The 19,532-nt window shown below is 60.1% G+C and carries 17 protein-coding genes, 1 tRNA gene and 1 riboswitch; of the genes, 15 read left to right on the top strand and 3 right to left on the bottom strand.

Features of this window, described 5'->3' with window-relative positions; all coding sequences use genetic code 11:
- Nucleotides 1-136 precede the first annotated feature (136 nt).
- On the bottom strand, nt 137-829 hold the full coding sequence (gene ung / locus ACWIKB_RS08985; protein WP_475266259.1) for a uracil-DNA glycosylase: 693 nt from the start codon (nt 827-829) through the stop codon (nt 137-139).
- Nucleotides 830-961: 132 nt separating this feature from the next.
- Here ung and ACWIKB_RS08980 point away from each other — a divergent pair, with 132 nt between their 5' ends.
- Entirely contained in the window at nt 962-2,074 is a 1,113-nt protein-coding gene (locus ACWIKB_RS08980) for an enoyl-CoA hydratase/isomerase family protein (protein ID WP_475266258.1), read from the top strand.
- Nucleotides 2,075-2,138: 64 nt separating this feature from the next.
- Here ACWIKB_RS08980 and ACWIKB_RS08975 read toward each other — a convergent pair whose 3' ends face one another.
- Nucleotides 2,139-2,543: a hypothetical protein gene (locus tag ACWIKB_RS08975; RefSeq protein ID WP_475266257.1), complete on the bottom strand. Its 405-nt coding sequence runs from the start codon at nt 2,541-2,543 to the stop codon at nt 2,139-2,141.
- Between the two features lie 200 nt (nt 2,544-2,743).
- The gene (locus ACWIKB_RS08970) at nt 2,744-3,010 is read right to left on the bottom strand and encodes a hypothetical protein (RefSeq protein ID WP_475266256.1); all 267 of its coding nucleotides are present in this window, start codon (nt 3,008-3,010) and stop codon (nt 2,744-2,746) included.
- 273 nt (nt 3,011-3,283) lie between these two features.
- Nucleotides 3,284-3,384, top strand: a riboswitch (guanidine-I (ykkC/yxkD leader).
- 63 nt (nt 3,385-3,447) lie between these two features.
- Between ACWIKB_RS08970 and ACWIKB_RS08965 the strand changes: the two genes are divergently transcribed.
- The 14 genes from ACWIKB_RS08965 (at nt 3,448) to ACWIKB_RS08900 (ending at nt 19,421) form a co-directional block, all read left to right on the top strand.
- On the top strand, nt 3,448-4,515 hold the full coding sequence (locus ACWIKB_RS08965) for a putative urea ABC transporter substrate-binding protein (RefSeq protein WP_475266255.1): 1,068 nt from the start codon (nt 3,448-3,450) through the stop codon (nt 4,513-4,515).
- Between the two features lie 16 nt (nt 4,516-4,531).
- Nucleotides 4,532-5,347 carry an ABC transporter permease gene (locus ACWIKB_RS08960; protein WP_475266254.1) on the top strand — a complete coding sequence of 272 codons (816 nt, stop codon included), beginning with the start codon at nt 4,532-4,534 and terminating at the stop codon, nt 5,345-5,347.
- A gap of 19 nt (nt 5,348-5,366) precedes the next feature.
- Nucleotides 5,367-6,155, top strand: coding sequence for an ABC transporter ATP-binding protein (locus ACWIKB_RS08955; protein WP_475266253.1), 789 nt, complete (start codon nt 5,367-5,369; stop codon nt 6,153-6,155).
- Nucleotides 6,156-6,168: 13 nt separating this feature from the next.
- Entirely contained in the window at nt 6,169-6,894 is a 726-nt protein-coding gene (locus ACWIKB_RS08950; RefSeq protein ID WP_475266252.1) for an urea amidolyase associated protein UAAP1, read from the top strand.
- Between the two features lie 11 nt (nt 6,895-6,905).
- Nucleotides 6,906-7,547, top strand: a complete 642-nt coding sequence (locus ACWIKB_RS08945; protein WP_475266251.1) for an urea amidolyase associated protein UAAP2 — start codon at nt 6,906-6,908, stop codon at nt 7,545-7,547.
- Between the two features lie 307 nt (nt 7,548-7,854).
- Complete coding sequence (gene uca, locus ACWIKB_RS08940) at nt 7,855-11,496, top strand: urea carboxylase (RefSeq protein WP_475266250.1); 3,642 nt, start codon at nt 7,855-7,857, stop codon at nt 11,494-11,496.
- 24 nt (nt 11,497-11,520) lie between these two features.
- On the top strand, nt 11,521-13,299 hold the full coding sequence (atzF, locus tag ACWIKB_RS08935; protein WP_475266249.1) for an allophanate hydrolase: 1,779 nt from the start codon (nt 11,521-11,523) through the stop codon (nt 13,297-13,299).
- Between the two features lie 329 nt (nt 13,300-13,628).
- Nucleotides 13,629-15,116, top strand: a complete 1,488-nt coding sequence (locus ACWIKB_RS08930; protein ID WP_475266248.1) for a sensor domain-containing diguanylate cyclase — start codon at nt 13,629-13,631, stop codon at nt 15,114-15,116.
- A 6-nt stretch (nt 15,117-15,122) separates the two neighbouring features.
- The gene (locus tag ACWIKB_RS08925) at nt 15,123-15,341 is read left to right on the top strand and encodes a cysteine-rich CWC family protein (RefSeq protein ID WP_475266247.1); all 219 of its coding nucleotides are present in this window, start codon (nt 15,123-15,125) and stop codon (nt 15,339-15,341) included.
- A gap of 34 nt (nt 15,342-15,375) precedes the next feature.
- Nucleotides 15,376-16,068, top strand: coding sequence for a pseudouridine synthase (locus ACWIKB_RS08920; RefSeq protein WP_475266246.1), 693 nt, complete (start codon nt 15,376-15,378; stop codon nt 16,066-16,068).
- 312 nt (nt 16,069-16,380) lie between these two features.
- Nucleotides 16,381-17,265, top strand: a complete 885-nt coding sequence (locus ACWIKB_RS08915) for an alpha/beta fold hydrolase (RefSeq protein ID WP_475266245.1) — start codon at nt 16,381-16,383, stop codon at nt 17,263-17,265.
- 180 nt (nt 17,266-17,445) lie between these two features.
- Nucleotides 17,446-17,519 (top strand) — tRNA-Gly (locus tag ACWIKB_RS08910).
- A gap of 506 nt (nt 17,520-18,025) precedes the next feature.
- Entirely contained in the window at nt 18,026-18,289 is a 264-nt protein-coding gene (locus tag ACWIKB_RS08905; RefSeq protein ID WP_475266244.1) for a short-chain dehydrogenase, read from the top strand.
- Between the two features lie 403 nt (nt 18,290-18,692).
- Nucleotides 18,693-19,421, top strand: coding sequence for a class I SAM-dependent methyltransferase (locus tag ACWIKB_RS08900; protein ID WP_475266243.1), 729 nt, complete (start codon nt 18,693-18,695; stop codon nt 19,419-19,421).
- Nucleotides 19,422-19,532: the final 111 nt, after the last annotated feature.

Genomic DNA, 19,532 nt, shown 5'->3' with positions numbered 1-19,532 from the left:
GAGGGGGCTTGCCCCCGTTCGGCTGCGCAGCAGTCGCAAAATCGGCCTATGCGGTGAGTCTGACAAAACAAAAGCAGGGGCCGCTGCGCGACCCAACGGGGGCAAGCCCACTCGCCACAAAAGCCCACTGACGACATCAAACCGGCGGCAACCGCCACTCAATCGGCGTCTCGCCATTCTGCGCCAGGAACTTGTTGGTCCGGCTAAAGTGCCCGCAACCGAGGAAGCCACGATAGGCGGATAACGGCGACGGATGCACCGACGTCAACACCAGGTGCTTGGTGGCATCGATCAGCTTCTGCTTGCCTTGGGCATGCGCGCCCCACAGCATGAACACCAAATGCGGCTGATGCGCGCTGACCACCTCGATGATCCGATCGGTAAAGAACTGCCAGCCCTTGTCCTTGTGCGCATTGGCGTTGGCACGTTCGACGGTCATGGTGGTGTTGATCATCAACACGCCCTGATCGGCCCAGCTTTGCAGGCAGCCGTGGCTCGGGATGTCGATGTTCAGGTCGCGTTTCAACTCTTTATAAATGTTCACCAGCGACGGCGGCGCCGGTACACCCGGTTGCACCGAGAAGCACAAGCCGTGGGCCTGGCCCGGTCCGTGATACGGGTCCTGGCCAAGAATCACGACCTTGACCTTGTCCAGCGGCGTCGAATTGAGCGCGTTGAAAATCATCGGCCCTGGCGGATAGATTTCCTTGCCCGCCGCACGCTCCTGTTGCAGGAATGAGCGCAACTCTGCCATGTAAGGCTGGTCGAATTCAGCACGCAGTGCCTCCTTCCAGCTCGGTTCGAGTTTGATACGGTCGTCAGCAGTCATGGTCATACCCGGCAAAAACAATGGGGCGAACCCTAGGAAAGCTGGGCATGCTTGTCAATTGATCTGACACAGAACCGGCACTTTCCTGCAATGCGATCATACTGAACGCTCAAATTCGCAATCGAGGTCACGATGAATTTGCACTTCGAAGAACTCACCGGTACCGACGGCGCCCGCATCGGCGTCGCCAGCCTGGATGCCGAAAAGTCGTTGAATGCCCTCTCCCTGCCGATGATCAACGCCCTGCGCGATCAAATGGACGCTTGGGCCAAGGATCCGCAAATCGTTTGCGTTCTGCTGCGCGGCAACGGCGCCAAGGCCTTCTGCGCCGGCGGCGAAGTGCGCAGCCTGGTCGAAGCCTGTCGCAATCACCCGGGGGAAGTGCCGCCCTTGGCCGCGCAGTTCTTTGCGGCGGAATATCGCCTGGACTTCAAACTGCACACCTACCCCAAACCGCTGATCTGTTGGGGTCACGGTTACGTTCTCGGCGGCGGCATGGGCCTGCTGCAAGGCGCGAGCATCCGAATTGTCACGCCGAGCAGCCGTCTGGCGATGCCGGAGATCAGCATCGGTTTGTACCCGGACGTCGGCGCCAGTTGGTTCCTGTCGCGCCTGCCCGGCAAGCTCGGGTTATTTCTCGGCTTGACCGGCGCACACATGAATGCCCGGGATGCGATCGATCTGGATCTGGCCGACCGCTTCCTGCTCGAAGAACAACAGGAAGAACTGGTCGAAGGCCTGCTGCAACTGAACTGGCAGGAACAGACCTCGATGCAGCTCAACAGTCTGCTCAAGGCATTGCAACAGGAAGCCGTCGCGCAAATGCCCGAAGCGCAATGGCTGCCGCGCCGTCAGAAAATCGACGAGCTGCTGGATGTCAGCGACGTGCGCTGCGCCTGGAAAGCCATCAGTTTGCAGCGCGATTCCAGCGATCCGCTGCTCAGCCGCGCTGCGAAAACCATGAGCGAGGGCTCGCCCGTGACCGCTCATTTGGTCTGGGAGCAAATCGCCCGGGCCCGGCATCTGTCGCTGGCGGAAGTCTTTCAGATGGAATACACCCTGAGCCTCAACTGCTGCCGTCACCCGGAGTTCAGCGAAGGGGTGCGGGCGCGGTTGATCGACAAGGATCAGAAGCCCCATTGGCACTGGCCGGACATCAATAACGTGCCGGACGCGGTGGTGGAGGCGCACTTCCATAAGGTGTGGGAAGGTCGGCATCCGTTGGCGGATTTGTCGGATTATTGAAATCCGGGCATAAAAAAAGCGGCGCTCAAAGCGCCGCTTTTTTGTAACTAGCTATAGGAAAAAATTAGCGGTGGTTGCCCCGGCCATCGCGACCGTCATGATCGCCACGTCCACCGTGATCTCGTCCACCATGACCACCGCGGTCATTGTCCCAATTGCCCCGATTGCGGCCATCCCAACCGCCTCGGTCATGTCCTTGCCAGCCACGGTTCTGGGACTGGTAGTAGCGCGGTTGCGCCTGGTAATAACGCGGCGCCGAGTAGTAACGGGGAGCCGGTTGGTAGTAACGCGGTGCTGGCTGGTAATAGCGTGGAGCCGAGTAATAGCTGCCACCGCCCGAGTAGTAAGCCGGCGCAGGGGACGAGTAGACCTCAGAACTGTAGTAGCTGCCTCCATCTCCGTAGGAATAGGGAACGCATGCACCAAGGGAAAAACTCAACACGACCAGCATCAGGATTCGGCGATACATGGCGGCCTCCTGGACCGCGAGTGAGCCACACCAGCGACGCTGGCAGGCGACAGTCAATTGTTGGCGACTGTCGAAAGATCAGACATCGATTTCTGAATCTGGTGCGTTCTTGAAACACATTGAAACAAGTCGCCGATGAAAGGTTTTTCATCTTTGCCATAAAAAAACGGCGCTTCCTTTCAGTGGAAGCGCCGTCGTGATTAATGGCGACCGTAACGGCCGCCACCGTGGTAATAACCCGGACCGTGACCGCCGTAATAGCCGTGGCCGCCGTAGTAATAGTAGCGATAGCGCCCGTAATACCGGGGGTAGGAATAGCCGTAGTAATAAGGCGAGTAGTAATAACCTGGGTAGTAATACGGCGTGGCGTAAATGTCAGCGGTGCCGGCGTAGTAATAGCAACCCGACAGCCCCAAGCCCAGCACCCCGCCCAGCAGTAATCGACGAAGCAATTTTTGGTAAACCATGGCGGCCTCCTGAAAGACCCGCGACAGCAGCCGGCACTGGCCGACTCACATCTGTTTTGACTGTGAAACCTTGATCAAGTGCGCGATGGCAAAAACCTTCGGATCAGCGGCCCATTGCGGTGCGCCGGCGCACCATGACAAGGCAATCATGCGCCCTCTTCCACCGGACCATCGGCGTCATCCCCCAGCCCAGAGGCTTCGCAGCGACTTGGCACGGCTCTCGCTTTAGTAAAAGCGTGCAGGAGTCATCACAGGTTCGCGGCACCACAATTTGCAATGGCTGACTAGGGTTCCGGCTCGCTTAGGCGAGTGACTGGTCCGAGAGTTGGCGACCTCCAGTTGAGGTTACACGGCGGGACAAAAGCCCGGGAGACAAGCCACCGTTCGCGGTGCCGCGTTGACTCCTGCCCGCCCTTGTTCAACTGGAGAACCATCCCATGACCCGACTTCGTTTACCCGCCCTGCTCGCCGCCGCATTCGCCGCGCTCGTCAGCGTCTCGTCCCACGCCGCCCAGAAAGATCACTTCAGCGTCTGCTGGACCATCTACGCCGGCTGGATGCCCTGGGAATACGCCGGCAGCCAAGGCATCGTCGACAAATGGGCGAAAAAGTACGGCATCAAGATCGATGTGGTGCAGCTCAACGACTACGTCGAATCCATCAATCAATACACCGCCGGTCAGTTCGACGGTTGCACCATGACCAACATGGATGCGCTGACCATTCCGGCGGCCGGTGGCGTCGACAGCACCGCGCTGATCGTCAGCGATTTCTCCAACGGCAACGACGGCATCGTGCTCAAGGGCGAAGGTAAGAAAGTCGCCGACCTCAAGGGCATGGACGTCAATCTCGTAGAACTCTCGGTCTCCCACTATCTGCTGGCCCGCGCCCTCGATTCGGTGGACCTCACCGAGAAAGACCTGAAAGTGGTCAACACTTCCGATGCCGACATCTCGGCCGCGTTCAACACCGCTCAGGTCAACGCCGTCACCACCTGGAACCCGATGCTCTCGGACATCAAGGCCAAGCCCGGCGTGACCGAAGTTTTCAACTCCAGCCAGGTGCCCGGCGAAATCATGGACATGATGGTGGTCAACAGCGCCACCCTCAAAGACAACCCGGCGCTGGGCAAAGCCCTGACCGGCGCCTGGTTCGAAGTGGTCGAGTTGATGAGCGCCAAGAATGCCGCGAGCAAAGCCGCCCTCGAACACATGGCCAAAGCCTCGGGCACCGACCTGGCCGGGTTCCAGTCGCAACTCGACACCACCAAGCTATTTGCTACTCCGCAGGAGGCGCTGGCGTTCTCCACCAGCAAGCAACTGCCGGAAACCATGCGCAAGGTCGCCGAGTTTTCCTTCCAGCACGGCTTGCTGGGTGAAGGCGCCAAGGACACCAGCGCCGTCGGCATGGCCTTCGCCAACGGTGTGACCAGCGGCGACAAAGGCAACCTCAAGCTGCGCTTCGATCCGAGCTACGTGCAGATGGCTGCCGACGCCAAGCTGTAATCAGGAGGAGCTGGCCATGCGCCTGATCAATCGCCACCCGGATCGCTCGAGTCGCTTGCTGTTGGTGATCCTGCCGTTCGCCCTGGTGCTGCTCGCCTACTTCCTGGGCTCGGCCGAGCGGCTGACGGACAACCCCAACGACAAACTGCTGCCCAGCGCTGTGCAGATGACCGATGCAGTGAAACGCCTGGCCTTCGTCGCCGACAGCCGCACCGGCGAATACCTGCTCTGGCAGGACAGCGCGTCCAGCCTGCGACGACTGGCCATCGGCCTCGGCATCAGTGCGTTGGCCGGGTTGTGCCTGGGCATGGCGGCCGGAACATTGCCGTTGTTCGGCGCACCGCTGTCGCCGCTGCTGACGGTGTTGTCGATGGTGCCACCGCTGGCAATCCTGCCGATTCTGTTCATCGTCTTTGGCCTGGGCGAGTTGTCGAAAGTGATGCTGATCGTGATCGGCATCACCCCGGCACTGGCCCGTGATCTGGAACAACGCGCCCGTGAAATTCCCGTCGAGTTGTTGATCAAGGCCCAGACGTTGGGCGCTTCGACCTGGACCTTGATGCTGCGGGTGGTGCTGCCGCAATTGCTGCCTCGGTTGTTGATCTCGTTGCGGCTGATGCTCGGCTCGGCGTGGTTGTTTCTGATCGCTGCCGAAGCCATCGCCTCCACTGACGGTCTCGGCTACCGGATTTTCCTGGTGCGTCGCTACCTGGCGATGGACGTGATCTTGCCCTACGTGGTGTGGATCACCCTGCTCGCCTGGCTGATGGATTGGGGGCTCAAGCGCCTGACTCAGCGTGCGTTCCCCTGGCACGAAGGTGCCCCTAAATGAGCTATGAAGGAGCGCGGGCATGAGCTTCATCACAGTGAAAAACGTCTGGCAGCAGTACGCCGATCAAGTGGTGCTCGAAGGGCTGAATTTGAGCGTCAACGAAGGTGAGTTCTGCACCCTCGTCGGCGCGTCTGGTTGCGGCAAATCGACCTTCCTGCGCCTGTTGCTGGGTCAGGAAAAAGCCAGTCGCGGCGAGATCTTGCTGGACGGCCAGGCCCTGGCCGGCGAACCGGATTCGAGCCGTGGCGTGGTGTTCCAGCGCTACTCGGTGTTCCCGCACCTTACCGTGCTGGACAACGTCGCCCTCGGCCTCGAGCTGCCGCGCTCGCCACTGCTCGGGCGCCTGTTCGGCAGCGCGAAAAAAGACGCCCGCGAACAGGCCTCGGTGCTGCTGCACAAAGTCGGCCTCGGCCATTCGCTGGACAAGTACCCGGCGCAGCTCTCCGGCGGCATGCAACAACGATTGGCCATCGCCCAGGCGCTGATCATGAAACCGCGGGTGTTGCTGCTCGACGAACCGTTCGGCGCTCTTGATCCGGGCATCCGCAAAGACATGCACGGCCTGCTGCTGGAGCTGTGGCGCGAGACGCAACTGACGGTGTTCATGGTCACCCATGACCTGTCCGAAGGTTTCAGCCTGGGCACTCGTTTGCTGGTGTTCGACAAGGTCCGCGTCGACCCGCACGCCCCCGGCGCCTATGGCGCGCGCATCACCTACGACATCCCTTTGAACAGCGACCGCCGCGCCACTCGCGCCGCCGTCGATGCCTTGCCGGCTGAGCTGGCAGGCACGCTTCGCACCGCTTAAGAGGAGTTTGCAAATGAATGATTCGACCCAACTGTTCCCGCCCTTCGCCGAAGAAATGCTCCCCGGCGGCGGCCATCGTTCCTTCGTGTTGAAACGCGGCCAATTGCTGCGCCTGACCGACCTGCGCGGCGGCGCCAACGTCAGCCTGACGCTGCTCAACGCCAACGAAAAAACCGAACGCCTGAATCTGCCCGACAGCCTCAAATGCCAACACACCGCCAAGCTCACCGCCGGCCATTGTTTGTACTCGGACATGGGCCGCGTATTGGCCGCTATCACCGCCGACACCTGCGGTTGGAGCGACAGCCTCGGCGGCGTGCTCTGCGCTGAGGAAGTCGCGCAAAAGTACGGCGCCGGCCGCTATCAGGAACTGCGCAACGGCTTCTTCCGCAACGGCACCGACAACCTGTTGGTGGAACTGGGCAAGTGGGGGTTGGGCCTCTCGGATTTGCTGATGACGCTCAACCTGTTCAGCCGCGTGAACGTCGATGAGGCCGGACGTTTCCACTTCATCGAAGGCAATTCCATGGCTGGCGACTACATCGAGTTGTACGCGCCGATGGACACGCTGGTGGTGCTCACCGCGCTGCAACATCCGATGGACCCGTCACCAGAGTACGCACCAAAACCACTGAAGTTGAGCTGGGTGAACGCCGACGCCAGCGTCGCCGAACACTGCCGCACCTCGCGCCCGGAAAACGAGCGCGGCTTCATCAACACCGACCGTTTGTTCGCCTGAGGATCGCTGCCATGTCACTCGCCATCGCTACCGCCACCAAGCAGCCAGAAACCGCGATCTACCGCGCCACCATCCCCGCCGGCGAACCCTGGCTGATGGAGGTCAAGGCCGGCCAGACCTTGCGCATCCTCGACCTGGAAGGCAATCAAGCCGTCGACACCTTGTTCTACAGCGTCGCCAACCCAAAGGAACGCTACGACGTGCAACGCACCTTGCGCCGGCAGAACAGCGTCTACCTGAGCACGGGCAGCGTGCTCTATTCCAACCTCGGCCAACCGATGCTGACCATCGTCGCCGACACTTGCGGGCGTCACGACACCCTCGGCGGCGCCTGCGCGCAAGAGAGCAACACCGTGCGTTACGCGCTGGAAAAACGCTACATGCACAGCTGCCGCGACAACTATCTGCGGGCCTGCGTGCATGACGGGCGACTGGGCAAAAGTGACATCGGGCCGAACATCAATTTCTTCATGAACGTGCCGGTTACCGCTGATGGTGGACTGACCTTTGAAGACGGGATTTCAGCGCCGGGGAAATACGTGGATTTGCGGGCGGAGATGGACGTGATTGTGTTGATTTCCAACTGCCCGCAGCTGAACAACCCGTGCAACGCCTACAACCCAACGCCTGCGGAGTTACTGGTATGGAACTGAAAATAGCGCGGTTGCGTAAGTGGTTGTTTGCCCTGTGCCAGGCGCGTTCGGGGCAATGCATTAAATCCCCCAAACACCACTAATCCCAATGTGGGAGCGGGCTTGCTCGCGAAAGCGGTGTGCCAGACACATTGATAGCGACTGACACGCCCTCTTCGCGAGCAAGCCCGCTCCCACAGGGGTTCAGCGGTATTTTCAAGTTTGGTGATTTTGCCGTCGGGGACGACCTCGGCGCCTATCGAAAAACTGCGGGACGGCCCGCATCCCAGGTCGAGGCTGATGCGTTATCGCCTCCGGGGGTTTTGCCATGTTCGAAAAAGTCCTGATTGCCAACCGTGGCGCGATTGCCTGCCGCATCCTGCGCACCCTCGGGGAATTGCAGGTCAAAGGTGTCGCCGTCTACTCCGAAGCTGATGCCGCGAGCCTGCACATTCTGCAAGCCGATGAAGCCCACAGCCTCGGAGACGGCGCCGCCGCTGGCACCTATCTGGCGGTGGATAAAATCCTCGCCATCGCCCAAGCCACTGGCGCCACGGCGATTCATCCCGGCTACGGTTTTCTTTCGGAAAACGCCGCGTTCGCCGAAGCCTGCGAAGCGGCCAACATCGCCTTTATCGGCCCGACGCCAGAACAACTGCGGGTGTTCGGCCTCAAGCACACCGCCCGCGCCCTGGCCAAGCAACACGGCGTGCCGATGCTCGAAGGCACCGAGCTGCTCGATAGCCTCGACGCGGCGCTGATTGCCGGTGAACAAGTCGGCTACCCGGTAATGCTGAAAAGCACCGCCGGCGGTGGCGGCATCGGCATGCGCGTGTGCCGCAGCGCTGCGGAGTTGAGCGAGTCCTTTGAGGCGGTCAAACGCCTGGGCCAGAACAATTTCAGCGACGCCGGGGTGTTCATCGAGAAGTACATCCAGCGCGCCCGGCATCTGGAAGTGCAGGTGTTCGGCGACGGTCGCGGCGAGGTGATTGCCCTCGGCGTGCGCGACTGTTCGGTGCAGCGGCGTAACCAGAAAGTCCTCGAAGAAACCCCGGCGCCGAACCTGCCCGAGGGCATGGCGGATGAGCTGTGCCTGGCGGCAATCAAACTCGCCAAAGCGGTGAATTACCGTAGCGCCGGCACAGTGGAGTTTGTCTTCGACAGTGAGGATCAGCGCTTCTACTTTCTGGAAGTGAACACGCGGTTGCAGGTGGAGCACGGGGTCACCGAACAAGTGTGGGGCGTGGACCTGGTGCGCTGGATGGTCGAACTGGCGGCCGGTGATTTACCGCCGTTGAGTGAATTGAGCCGAGGCTTGAAAGCTGAAGGTCATGCGATTCAGGCGCGGCTGTACGCGGAAGATCCGGGCCGGGATTTCCAGCCGAGTCCGGGCCTGCTGACGGCGGTGAACTTCCCTGTTGCTGATGGCAAACACCTGCGTATCGATACCTGGGTCGAAGCCGGTTGCGAGATCCCGCCGTACTTCGATCCGATGATTGCCAAGGTCATCAGTTGGGCGCCGACCCGCGACGAAGCGGCTGCCGATCTGCATCAGGCCCTGGGCGACAGCCTGCTCTACGGGGTGGAAACCAACCGCGATTATTTGCGGCAGATTTTGCTCGATGCGCCCTTCGCCAGCGGTCAGCCGTGGACGCGTTGCCTGGAAGGTCTGGTGTATCAGGCGAACACGTTTGAAGTGTTGAGCGCGGGTACGCAAACCAGCGTTCAGGATTATCCGGGGCGCCTCGGTTACTGGGCGGTCGGCGTGCCGCCGTCGGGGCCGATGGACAGTCGGGCGTTGCGTTTGGGTAACCGGTTGCTGGGTAATGACGAAGGCGTGGCGGCGCTGGAAATCACCATGAGCGGGCCGTTGCTGCGCTTCAATTGCGAAGCCGTTGTGGCGGTTACCGGTGCGGTGATTCCACTGACGTTGAATGGCGAAGTCGTGCCGATGAACAGCGCATTGCTGATTCCTGCAGGTGCCACATTGAGCCTTGGGACAATCGCCGGGGCTGGCGCCCGTAGCTATCTGTGCCTGCGCGGCGGGCTGCAAGTGCCGGATTATCTGGGTAGCAAAAGCACCTTCACCCTTGGTCAGTTTGGTGGTCATGGCGGTCGGGCGCTGCGGGCCGGGGATGTGTTGCATGTGCCGGTGTTGAGTGATCGCAGCGTTGGAGGGCAATTGTCTGAAATCGCTGAGTTGCCTGCCGTGCGGCAGATTCGGGTGATCTACGGCCCGCATGGCGCGCCGGAGTACTTCACCGAAAACTACATCGGCACTTTCTTTGCGACGCAGTGGGAAGTGCATTTCAACTCCAGCCGCACCGGCGTGCGCTTGATCGGGCCGAAGCCGCAATGGGTGCGGGCGGATGGTGGTGAGGCTGGGCTGCATCCGTCGAATATTCATGACAATCCGTATGCGATTGGGGCGGTGGATTTCACCGGGGATATGCCGGTGATCCTCGGCCCGGATGGCCCGAGCCTGGGTGGGTTTGTGTGCCCGGTGACGGTGATCGAGGCGGATCTTTGGCAGTTGGGGCAGCTTAAGGCTGGGGATAAGGTTCAATTCCTGCCAGTTGATCTCAAGACCGCCCGAAATCTCGCCTTGAAATGGGATACCCCCTGTGGGAGCGGGCTTGCTCGCGAAAGCGGTGTATCAGACACATTAATACCGACTGACATGACGCCTTCGCGAGCAAGCCCGCTCCCACAGGGGATTGAGTCGCCTGTTGTGTTGGATATCGGTCAGGGGGATACAAGGCTGGTAGCGCGATTGTCGGGCGACACACACCTACTCCTGGAAATCGGCGCCCCCGAACTCGACCTGGTCCTACGCTTCCGCGCCCACGCCCTGATGCAGGCCCTGGAATCCAAACACCTGCACGGTGTCATCGACCTCACGCCCGGCATTCGCTCCCTGCAAGTCCACTACCAACCCGAGCAACTCCCCCTCACCGACCTGCTCGGCATCATCGCCGGAGAATGGGACTCCGTATGCGCCGCCAAGGACCTGCAAGTACCCTCGCGCATCGTGCATCTGCCGCTGTCCTGGGACGACCCGGCGTGTCAGTTGGCGATCGAGAAATACATGACCACCGTGCGCAAGGACGCACCGTGGTGCCCGAGCAATCTGGAGTTCATCCGTCGCATCAACGACCTGCCGAACCTCGACGAAGTGCAGCGCACGGTGTTCGACGCCAGTTATCTGGTGATGGGCCTCGGTGACGTTTACCTCGGCGCACCGGTCGCCACCCCGCTCGATCCGCGCCATCGTCTGGTGACCACCAAATACAACCCGGCGCGCACCTGGACCGCCGAGAATTCGGTGGGCATCGGTGGCGCGTACATGTGCGTGTACGGCATGGAAGGCCCTGGCGGTTATCAGTTCGTTGGCCGCACGTTGCAGATGTGGAATCGCTACCGCGAGGTCGCCGCGTTCGACGGCAAACCGTGGCTGCTAAGGTTCTTTGATCAGATTCGCTTCTATCCGGTGAGCGCCGATGAGTTGCTGCGCATTCGCCGGGATTTCCCCCTCGGGCGCTTCGAGCTGAACATCGAACACAGCCAGTTGAACCTGGCGGATTACCAAGGTTTTCTGGCGCAAGAAGCGGAGAGTATTGCCGCGTTTCGGGATCAACAAAAAGGCGCGTTCAACGCTGAGCGCGAACGCTGGATCGCCAGCGGCCAGGCGCATTTCGACAGCGAGGAACTGGTCCCCGAAGCCACCGAAGACGCGCCGCTGGCCAGCGGTCAACAGAGCGTCGACAGCCACATCGCCGGCAATCTCTGGCAGGTGCAGGTTGAAACCGGCGCGCGGGTCGAGGCCGGGGATGTGCTGGTGATTCTGGAGTCGATGAAGATGGAAATCCCGTTGCTCGCGCCGATGGCCGGGGTGGTGCGGGAGATTCGCGTACAACCGGGTTCGGCGGTGCGCGCCGGGCAGCGGGTCGTGGTGCTGGACCTCGACTGAACTCATTTTGAAAAGGATCGAATCATGAATTTCAATCTGCAACTCGACGCCCTGCGCAGCGTCTATCGCGATGGTCAAATCACGCCTCGGCAATTGCTGCTGGGCCTGCGGGACAAAGCCGCGGCGCTGAACCCGGATTATCACTTGTTCATTCATTTGCTGAGCGTCGAGGAACTGGAGCCGTATCTCGCCGCACTCGACGGTCGCGACCTCGATAGCCTGCCGCTGTATGGCGTCCCGTTTGCGATCAAGGACAACATCGACCTCGCAGGTATTCCCACCACTGCCGCGTGTCCCGCGTTTGCTTATGTTCCGGAGCGCTCGGCGACCATCGTCGAGCAGTTGCTGGCGCTGGGGGCGATTCCATTGGGCAAGACTAACCTCGACCAATTCGCCACCGGACTGAACGGCAGTCGCTCGCCGTATGGCGCGTGCCCGAACAGCGTGTTGCCGGAGTATCCATCGGGCGGTTCCAGCGCCGGGTCTTCGTTGGCGGTGGCGTTGGGCGTGGCGAGTTTTTCCCTGGGGACGGACACGGCGGGCTCCGGCCGGGTGCCGGCGGCGTTGAATAATCTGGTGGGGTTGAAAGCCACCAAAGGGCTGATTTCCACCGGCGGTGTGGTGCCAGCCTGTCGCACGCTGGATTGCGTCACGACCTTCACTGCGACCGCTCGCGAAGCCAGTCAGTTGCTGGCGCTGACCGCGCGTCTTGACCCACGGGATTCGTACAGCCGCAGCAATCCGTTGTGGAATGACGGCTCGGCATTTGGTGCGCCTCGGCCCTTCCGTTTCGGTGTGCCCCGTGCGCAAGACCTGGAATTTTTCGGCTGCCCCGAAGGCCCGTTGTTGTTCGGCGATGCCATCGATCAGCTCAAAGCCATGGGCGGTGAAGCGGTGGAGCTGGATCTGTCGCCGTTCCTCGAAGCCGCGCAGTTGCTCTACGAAGGCCCATGGGTGGCCGAGCGCTACAGCGTGGCCGGTGAGTTGATGGAGCAAAATCCGGAAGCGGTGTTGCCGGTTATTCGCGCCGTACTGGCCAAGGCCCCGGCGGTGACCGGCGTGCAAACTTTCCGCGCGCAGTATCGATTGCAAACCTTGAAAGCCCTGTGCGACCAGGCGCTGGAAGGACTGGATTGCGTGCTCACGCCAACCATTGGCCGCCCTGTCACTTTGGCGGAACTGGCGGCGGAACCGGTGCTGCGCAATTCGGAACTGGGTTACTACACCAACTTCATGAATCTGCTCGACTACGCCGCCGTTGCCGTGCCCAGCGGGTTCATGGGCAACGGTTTACCGTGGGGCGTGACGTTGTTTGGCCGGGCGTTTACCGATCAGTATTTGTTGAGCGTGGCGGATGCTCTGCAACGTCAGCAAGGCTTGGCTTCGCAGGCGCCGACGACGGTGGCACGCCATGATTACGCGCGGCTGGTGGTGTGTGGTGCGCATCTGGATGGGTTGGCGTTGAACTGGCAACTCGAGCAGCGTGGGGCCCGGTTGGTCGAATCAACGTTGAGTTCGCCGGACTATCAGTTGTACGCGTTGGCCGGCGGCCCGCCGTTTCGTCCGGGAATGGTGCGGGTGAAGGACGGTGGTGTGGCGATTGCGGTGGAAGTATGGGAATTGCCGAGCAGTGAATTGGGTTCGTTCCTGACCGGGATCCCGGCGCCGCTGGGGCTGGGCAAGGTGCAACTGGCGGATGGGCGGTGGGAGAGCGGGTTTATTTGTGAGGCTTACGGACTAGAGGGCGCGGTGGATATCAGTCATCTCGGCGGGTGGCGGGCTTATCTTGAGACTCGCGACTGATCCGACATCCACCCCTCACCCTAGCCCTCCCGAAACGTCGGACCGCCCCAGAGGGGCGAGGGGACTGACCGAGGTGTTCATACGACTTACATCGACCTGAGCTATCGAGCCGAACGTAATATCTGAAAAGCATACGGTCTGCTCCCTTTCCCCTCTCCCCTCTGGGGCGGTCCGACGTTTCGGGAGGGCTGGGGTGAGGGGTGGCTCTTACTTTCACCACAACTCTCAATTAACCCAAATCACCCATCATTCCCCCCACAAATCCCGCAGTTATTTCCCCGCCATCCCACTAGAATGCATGCCATCGGGTCACTGCCAACGGAACCACCATGCCGCTTCGCTCGCCGCTGTATTCCCAACGTTCGTTGGTCCTCACGCTGATCGCGTTATTGGGCGCCGGTTTCCTCGCCACCTCGTTTCTCAGCTACTACGCCTCGCGAGCCTCGATCCGCGACAACATCGTCAACACCGAACTGCCGCTGACCTCCGACACGGTCTACTCGGAAATCCAGAAAGACCTTGTCAGACCGATCCTGATTTCCTCGATGATGTCCCGCGACACCTTCATGCGTGATTGGGTGGTCAATGGCGAGCACGAGCCCGACCAGATGACCCGCTACCTCAACGAAGTCATGACCCACTACGGTGCCTACACCGCGTTTTTCGTCTCCAACAGCAGCCTGACCTACTACCACGCCAAAGGCGTGCTCAAGCAGGTCAGGATCGATGAGCCGCGTGACGCCTGGTATTTCCGCGTTCGCGACATGAAAGAACCCTACGAGATCAACGTCGACCCGGACCTGGCCAACAAGGACAACCTGACGTTCTTCATCAACTACAAGGTCTACGACTACAACAAACGCTTTATCGGTGCGGCCGGCGTCGGCTTGACGGTGGATGCGGTGATCAAGTTGATCGACAAGTATCAACAGCGCTATCAACGCAGCGTGTACTTCGTCGACACCTTCGGCCGCTTGGTGCTTACCGGTGCCGAAGGTGGTCCCGACGGTGCGCGGGCCGGCCGGAGCCTGGGCGATCTCGACAGCATGAAAGGCCTGGTCAGCCAGTTGCCCAAACCTCACAGCGGCAGCTACGAATATTCCGTCCAGGGCCAGGGACATTTCCTCAACGTGCGGTTTATTCCGGAGCTGAACTGGTACCTGTTTGTCGATAAACGCGAAGACGGTGCCCTCAGTGAAATCCGCCAGTCGCTGTACCTCAACCTGCTGATCTGCTTGCTCGTTACCTCGATTGTGCTGGCGCTGCTCAACCGCGTAATCAAACGCTATCAGGGCAAGATCCAGGCCCAGGCTACCCTCGACAGCCTGACCGAACTGCCCAACCGTCGCGGTTTCGACCTGTTGGCGGCGCAAGCCATGCATGAAGCCCAGCGCGAACCGAAACCGCTCACCGCGCTGTTGCTGGACCTCGATCATTTCAAGGTGTTGAACGATACCTACGGCCACCTCGCCGGTGATCAGGTGCTGATCGGTTTTGCCCGGGACCTGGAAAGCTGCCTGCGGCACTCCGACATCGTCTGCCGTTGGGGCGGTGAGGAATTCATCGTGCTGCTCAAAGACACCGACGGTGAGACCGGTCAGAAAATCGCCGAGAAAATTCGTCAGCATGTGGAAAAACAGCGCTATGCCTACAACGACAAGGAACTGCAGCTGACCGTCAGCATCGGCCTGACCACCCTGCAACCGGATGAAACCTTGCATACGCTGCTGTCCCGGGCCGATCATGCGATGTACCGGGCCAAGCAAGCCGGCCGCAACCGCACCTGCGTGGAAATGTCTCACTCTGTTTATGACTGATTATTTATGAACCGGCCTGACCACTGCCCGGCCTGCGGCGCGCCCAACGACTGCAGCCTGGCCGACCCACGAACCGCCGACCGCGCCTGCTGGTGCTACGGCGTCAGCATCGACCCGGCGGTTCTTGAAGCACTGCCGGCCGAACTGCGCGACCTCTCCTGCCTGTGCCCGCGTTGCGCCCAGGTCGAGGCGCAGTTGCAAGCAGCCGCCCGGCCGATCACGTAAGATGCGCGCCCCTTCTCCGTCCGATTTTTAACCGATGCGTGTAGACCGTTTTCTCAGCAACCTGCCGCGCTTCAACCGTAAGCAGGTTCGTCTGTTGCTGGTGGAAAAACGCGTGCGCATCGACGGAGAGGTCGTCAGCGATCCTCACAGCGAAGTGCTGGAATTCAGCTGTGTCGAAGTCGACGACGAAGTGCTGCAAGTCGGCAAACCGGCGCGCTACTTCATGCTGAACAAGCCACCCGGCTGCGTCAGCGCCACCCGCGATCCGCAACACCCGACGGTGCTCGATCTGATCGACGAACCGGACAAGGATGACCTGCACATCGCCGGGCGCCTGGACTTCAACACCACCGGCCTGATGATCATCACCAATGACGGCAGTTGGTCGCGACGCCTGACCCAACCGCAGACCAAACTGCCGAAGGTCTATTACGTCGAGACCGAACAGGACATCGGCCCGGAGTATGCAGTCACCTTTACCGAGGGGCTGTACTTCGCCTTCGAAGATCTCACCACCCAACCCGCCGAGCTGGTGCTGCTCGGTGCGAAGTCCGCGCGGCTGAGCATCGTCGAAGGTCGTTATCACCAGGTGAAGCGCATGTTCGGCCACTTCGACAACAAGGTGCTGCGCCTGCACCGCGAAAGCATGGGCCCGCTGGTGCTCGATAACGCGCTAAAACCGGGCGAGTATCGCGCGTTGCGCACCGAAGAGATTCAATTGATCTAAGCAGGCGACCGCTCAGCAGAAGTTGTCGAACAATTTACGAATGACACTTGCGCGATGCCGTCCCCCCTGCTTGAATCAGGACGTCGGCCAGATTGTGACCGACGAGTCACAACATACTTCTAAGAAACTTTTTGCCGGCAGAGAACCCTCAGGTTCCGCCTTCCCCCGGCAGACTGCCCGCCAATAATAAAACCCGTCGACCGGCTTTCAATGGATCGACATGGGCTCCAAATTCCAGGCGTATGCCTACCTGTCACAAAGCTCGTGCAATCTCATTTGCGCGCATACCCGCTTGCCCAGGAGTCTTATGACATGAGGCCAGAAATCGCTGTGCTGGATATACAGGGTCAGTATCGGGTTTACACGGAGTTCTATCGCGCAGACGCCGCAGAGAAGACCATTATTCTGGTCAACGGCTCGATGGCCACGACTGCGTCGTTTGCTCAGACCGTGAAAAACCTTCACCCGCAGTTCAATGTGGTTTGCTACGACCAGCCCTACGCGGGCAAATCAAAAGCCCACAACCTGCATGAGAAATTGCTCACAAAGGAAGTCGAAGGACAGATCTTGCTTGAGCTGATCGACCACTTCGCTGCGGAACACGTGCTGTCGTTTTCCTGGGGTGGCGCCGCGACCCTGGTCGCCCTCGCCCACCGGCCACGGCGCATCGAAAAAGCCGTGATCAGCTCGTTCTCCCCGGAGATCAACGAGCACATGCGCGACTACCTGGAACGCGGTGTCGACTACCTCGGCAGCCGGGACGGCGACCGGGTCGGCAACCTGGTCAACAGCACCATCGGCAAGCACCTGCCGTCGCTGTTCAAGCGCTTCAACTATCGCCACGTGAGCAACCTGGCCGAGCACGAATACGGGCAGATGCACTTCCACATCAGCGACCTGCTGCACAGCGATCGCCAGTGCTTCCTCAAGGCTGCCGAGAAAATCGACGTACCGGTGCTGTTCATGAACGGCGAATGGGACGAATACACCGCCGCCGACGGCGCCCGGTTATTCGCCAACCATGTGAAACACGCCACCTTCAGCACCCTGCAAGCCACCGGGCACTTTCTCGACATGGAACACAAAGCCGCCTGCCGAGACAGCCAAAACGCACTGCTGGGCTTCCTGAAACCGGCGCAACACACCAGCCGACCGCGTTACCAATTTGTCCAGGACCACCATGCACTGGCAATCTGAAACAGAGTCATCGCGAGCAAGCCTGCACCCATAGAAGCCACCGCCTCTGTAGGAGCAAGGCTTGCCCGCGAATGGCCATCACGCGGTCCATGCCTTCGTGTCACCTCGTGCTAAATGCAGCGCACATAAAGAAAAACTTCAAATCCGCGCGCACATCTGGTACAAAGTCAGCCGCTCTGAGCGGGTGTCGTATAATGGCATTACTCCAGCTTCCCAAGCTGATAACGAGGGTTCGATTCCCTTCACCCGCTCCAATCGAATTTTGGTCTCGCGTTGAGGTTTTCTGACGGGGGATGTAGAGATAGACAAAAAACCGGTCCTATGTGGCCGGTTTTTTTGTGGGCGGGATTTAATCTTTCCCTTTCAACAGCCGGCAAACACCCGTCCAATGGAGAGCCAACAGCCCATTATTCGGGGCTCTGCTGAGGTCAACTCTCGAAATAGCAACGTCCTACACTACTCTAGGAATTGTCCGTAGACTTGCGGATTGCTGTGTCTTTGTCACGAGGCCTATAGTCGATCCGCGCCCTAATGGCGTGTCGGGTTTGGCGACTCGATGACAACGACCCAGAAAACTCCGGGATTTTTCGGAGCTTTTTCTGACTGCATTTTGCTACGCTTTTTTTGGTGGCTGTGCGTGGGAGATCTTCGGGTCTGCCGGTTTTACCGTTGTCCGGTTCGCCAACCCGCGTACAGCTACCACCCTATTGTTTGGCGACGATTGAGTGGTAGGTCTTTTACCTACAACCGGTAATCACTCATGAACGAATACATGGCTTTAACCAGCAACGCCGACGATCTTCCTTCCCTGTTCGTCAACACGACACAACCGCTGCACTCACTGCTCAGCACGGCCAGTTACAGAATCCGGGCCGTGACGCAGCTGCTTGAAAACCTCGCGATGCGCGGTGACATCACATCTGATTCGGTGGTCCTCAGCGATTTCGCATTGCTCTGCTGCGTGCCCTTGCGCGACGGCTGCGATGTGCTGGACGTGATCGCTCGACGCATGGATGCGCAATAGTTCTGACGTTAGATTGGGCGCCTTTTGGGGCGCCCTTTTCGTTTGCCTGGATGGCCTATCCCGATCAGCAAACGCGCAATCCTGTGGGAGCGAGCTTGCTCGCGATAGCGAACTGGCTGGCAGTACATCCATTGAATGTTGAACCGTCATCGCGAGCAAGCTCGCTCCCACAGGGGTGGTGGTGATCAATGCATTTAACTGACCGGCATAAACCGCAACGGTGCTTACAAATCCCCAACGCACACGCCATTTCCCTTCCGTGCTCGCCCCGCTAGCATTCCCTCACCTGCAACCACCCTCCCCCCTGCGCGGCCATCGACGAATACGCGCCATCACTCTTCGAGGGAAACCAATCGGCGGCAACTCGTGCCGCCCGTGACCAACTCAGCAGAGCAATCCGAACATGACGCAAAACATTTACGACGATCCGGAATTTTTCCAGGGCTACAGCCAGATGGGCCGTTCCATCGGCGGACTGGATGCCGCGCCTGAATGGCCGGCGCTTCAATCCATGTTGCCGCCGATGAAAGGCTTAAAAGTGGTGGACCTCGGCTGCGGTTACGGTTGGTTTAGCCGTTGGGCGAGTGAACAAGGCGCTCATAGCGTGCTCGGTCTTGATGTGTCGGAGAAGATGCTGGAGCAGGCGCGTAAGACGACCTTCGCTGCCAACATCCAATATGCGCGCGCCGATCTGGAGCAACTTGATCTGCCCGCAGGCAGTTTCGATCTGGCCTACAGTTCTCTGGCATTGCACTACATCAAGGATCTGCCGGGGCTGTTCAAAAATATCCACGCCGCCCTGAAACCTGGTTCGCGTTTTGTGTTTTCCATCGAGCACCCGATCTTCATGGCGCCGCGTAATCCGGGCTGGTTGATTGATGGCGAAGGTCGCAAGCGTTGGCCGGTGGACAGTTATCAGCTGGAAGGCGAGCGGGTGACTAATTGGCTGGCTGAGGGTGTGATCAAGCAGCACCGCACGGTGGGAACTTTGTTGAATGCCTTGATTGGGGCGGGATTCGCGATTCAGCATGTGAATGAATGGGGGCCGACGGATGCGCAGGTGGCGGCGCAGCCGGCGTTGGCGGAGGAGCGTGAGCGGCCGATGATGATGTTGGTTGGGGTTGAGCGTTGATACTAAGATAAATCGAACACTCATTACTCTGTGGCGAGGGAGCTTGCTCCCGCTGGGCTGCGAAGCGGCCCCAAGAAGGGGACTGCTGCGCAGTCCAGCGGGAGCAAGCTC

The sequence above is a fragment of the Pseudomonas sp. 5Vm1k genome (genome assembly GCF_056161485.1).
This window is presented reverse-complemented; position numbering and strand designations above follow the sequence as displayed.

Bases quoted from the DNA above. Each gene is read 5' to 3' on its own strand.
- ACWIKB_RS08915 (WP_475266245.1), top strand. From the start codon at position 16,381: ATGAGGCCAGAAATCGCTGTGCTGGATATACAGGGTCAGTATCGGGTT.
- uca (WP_475266250.1), top strand. From the start codon at position 7,855: ATGTTCGAAAAAGTCCTGATTGCCAACCGTGGCGCGATTGCCTGCCGC.
- ACWIKB_RS08965 (WP_475266255.1), top strand. From the start codon at position 3,448: ATGACCCGACTTCGTTTACCCGCCCTGCTCGCCGCCGCATTCGCCGCG.
- ACWIKB_RS08930 (WP_475266248.1), top strand. From the start codon at position 13,629: ATGCCGCTTCGCTCGCCGCTGTATTCCCAACGTTCGTTGGTCCTCACG.
- ACWIKB_RS08925 (WP_475266247.1), top strand. From the start codon at position 15,123: ATGAACCGGCCTGACCACTGCCCGGCCTGCGGCGCGCCCAACGACTGC.
- ACWIKB_RS08945 (WP_475266251.1), top strand. From the start codon at position 6,906: ATGTCACTCGCCATCGCTACCGCCACCAAGCAGCCAGAAACCGCGATC.
- ACWIKB_RS08920 (WP_475266246.1), top strand. From the start codon at position 15,376: ATGCGTGTAGACCGTTTTCTCAGCAACCTGCCGCGCTTCAACCGTAAG.
- ACWIKB_RS08950 (WP_475266252.1), top strand. From the start codon at position 6,169: ATGAATGATTCGACCCAACTGTTCCCGCCCTTCGCCGAAGAAATGCTC.
- ACWIKB_RS08960 (WP_475266254.1), top strand. From the start codon at position 4,532: ATGCGCCTGATCAATCGCCACCCGGATCGCTCGAGTCGCTTGCTGTTG.
- ACWIKB_RS08975 (WP_475266257.1), bottom strand. From the start codon at position 2,543: ATGTATCGCCGAATCCTGATGCTGGTCGTGTTGAGTTTTTCCCTTGGT.
- ACWIKB_RS08900 (WP_475266243.1), top strand. From the start codon at position 18,693: ATGACGCAAAACATTTACGACGATCCGGAATTTTTCCAGGGCTACAGC.
- ACWIKB_RS08955 (WP_475266253.1), top strand. From the start codon at position 5,367: ATGAGCTTCATCACAGTGAAAAACGTCTGGCAGCAGTACGCCGATCAA.
- ACWIKB_RS08980 (WP_475266258.1), top strand. From the start codon at position 962: ATGAATTTGCACTTCGAAGAACTCACCGGTACCGACGGCGCCCGCATC.
- ACWIKB_RS08970 (WP_475266256.1), bottom strand. From the start codon at position 3,010: ATGGTTTACCAAAAATTGCTTCGTCGATTACTGCTGGGCGGGGTGCTG.
- ACWIKB_RS08905 (WP_475266244.1), top strand. From the start codon at position 18,026: ATGAACGAATACATGGCTTTAACCAGCAACGCCGACGATCTTCCTTCC.
- ung (WP_475266259.1), bottom strand. From the start codon at position 829: ATGACTGCTGACGACCGTATCAAACTCGAACCGAGCTGGAAGGAGGCA.
- atzF (WP_475266249.1), top strand. From the start codon at position 11,521: ATGAATTTCAATCTGCAACTCGACGCCCTGCGCAGCGTCTATCGCGAT.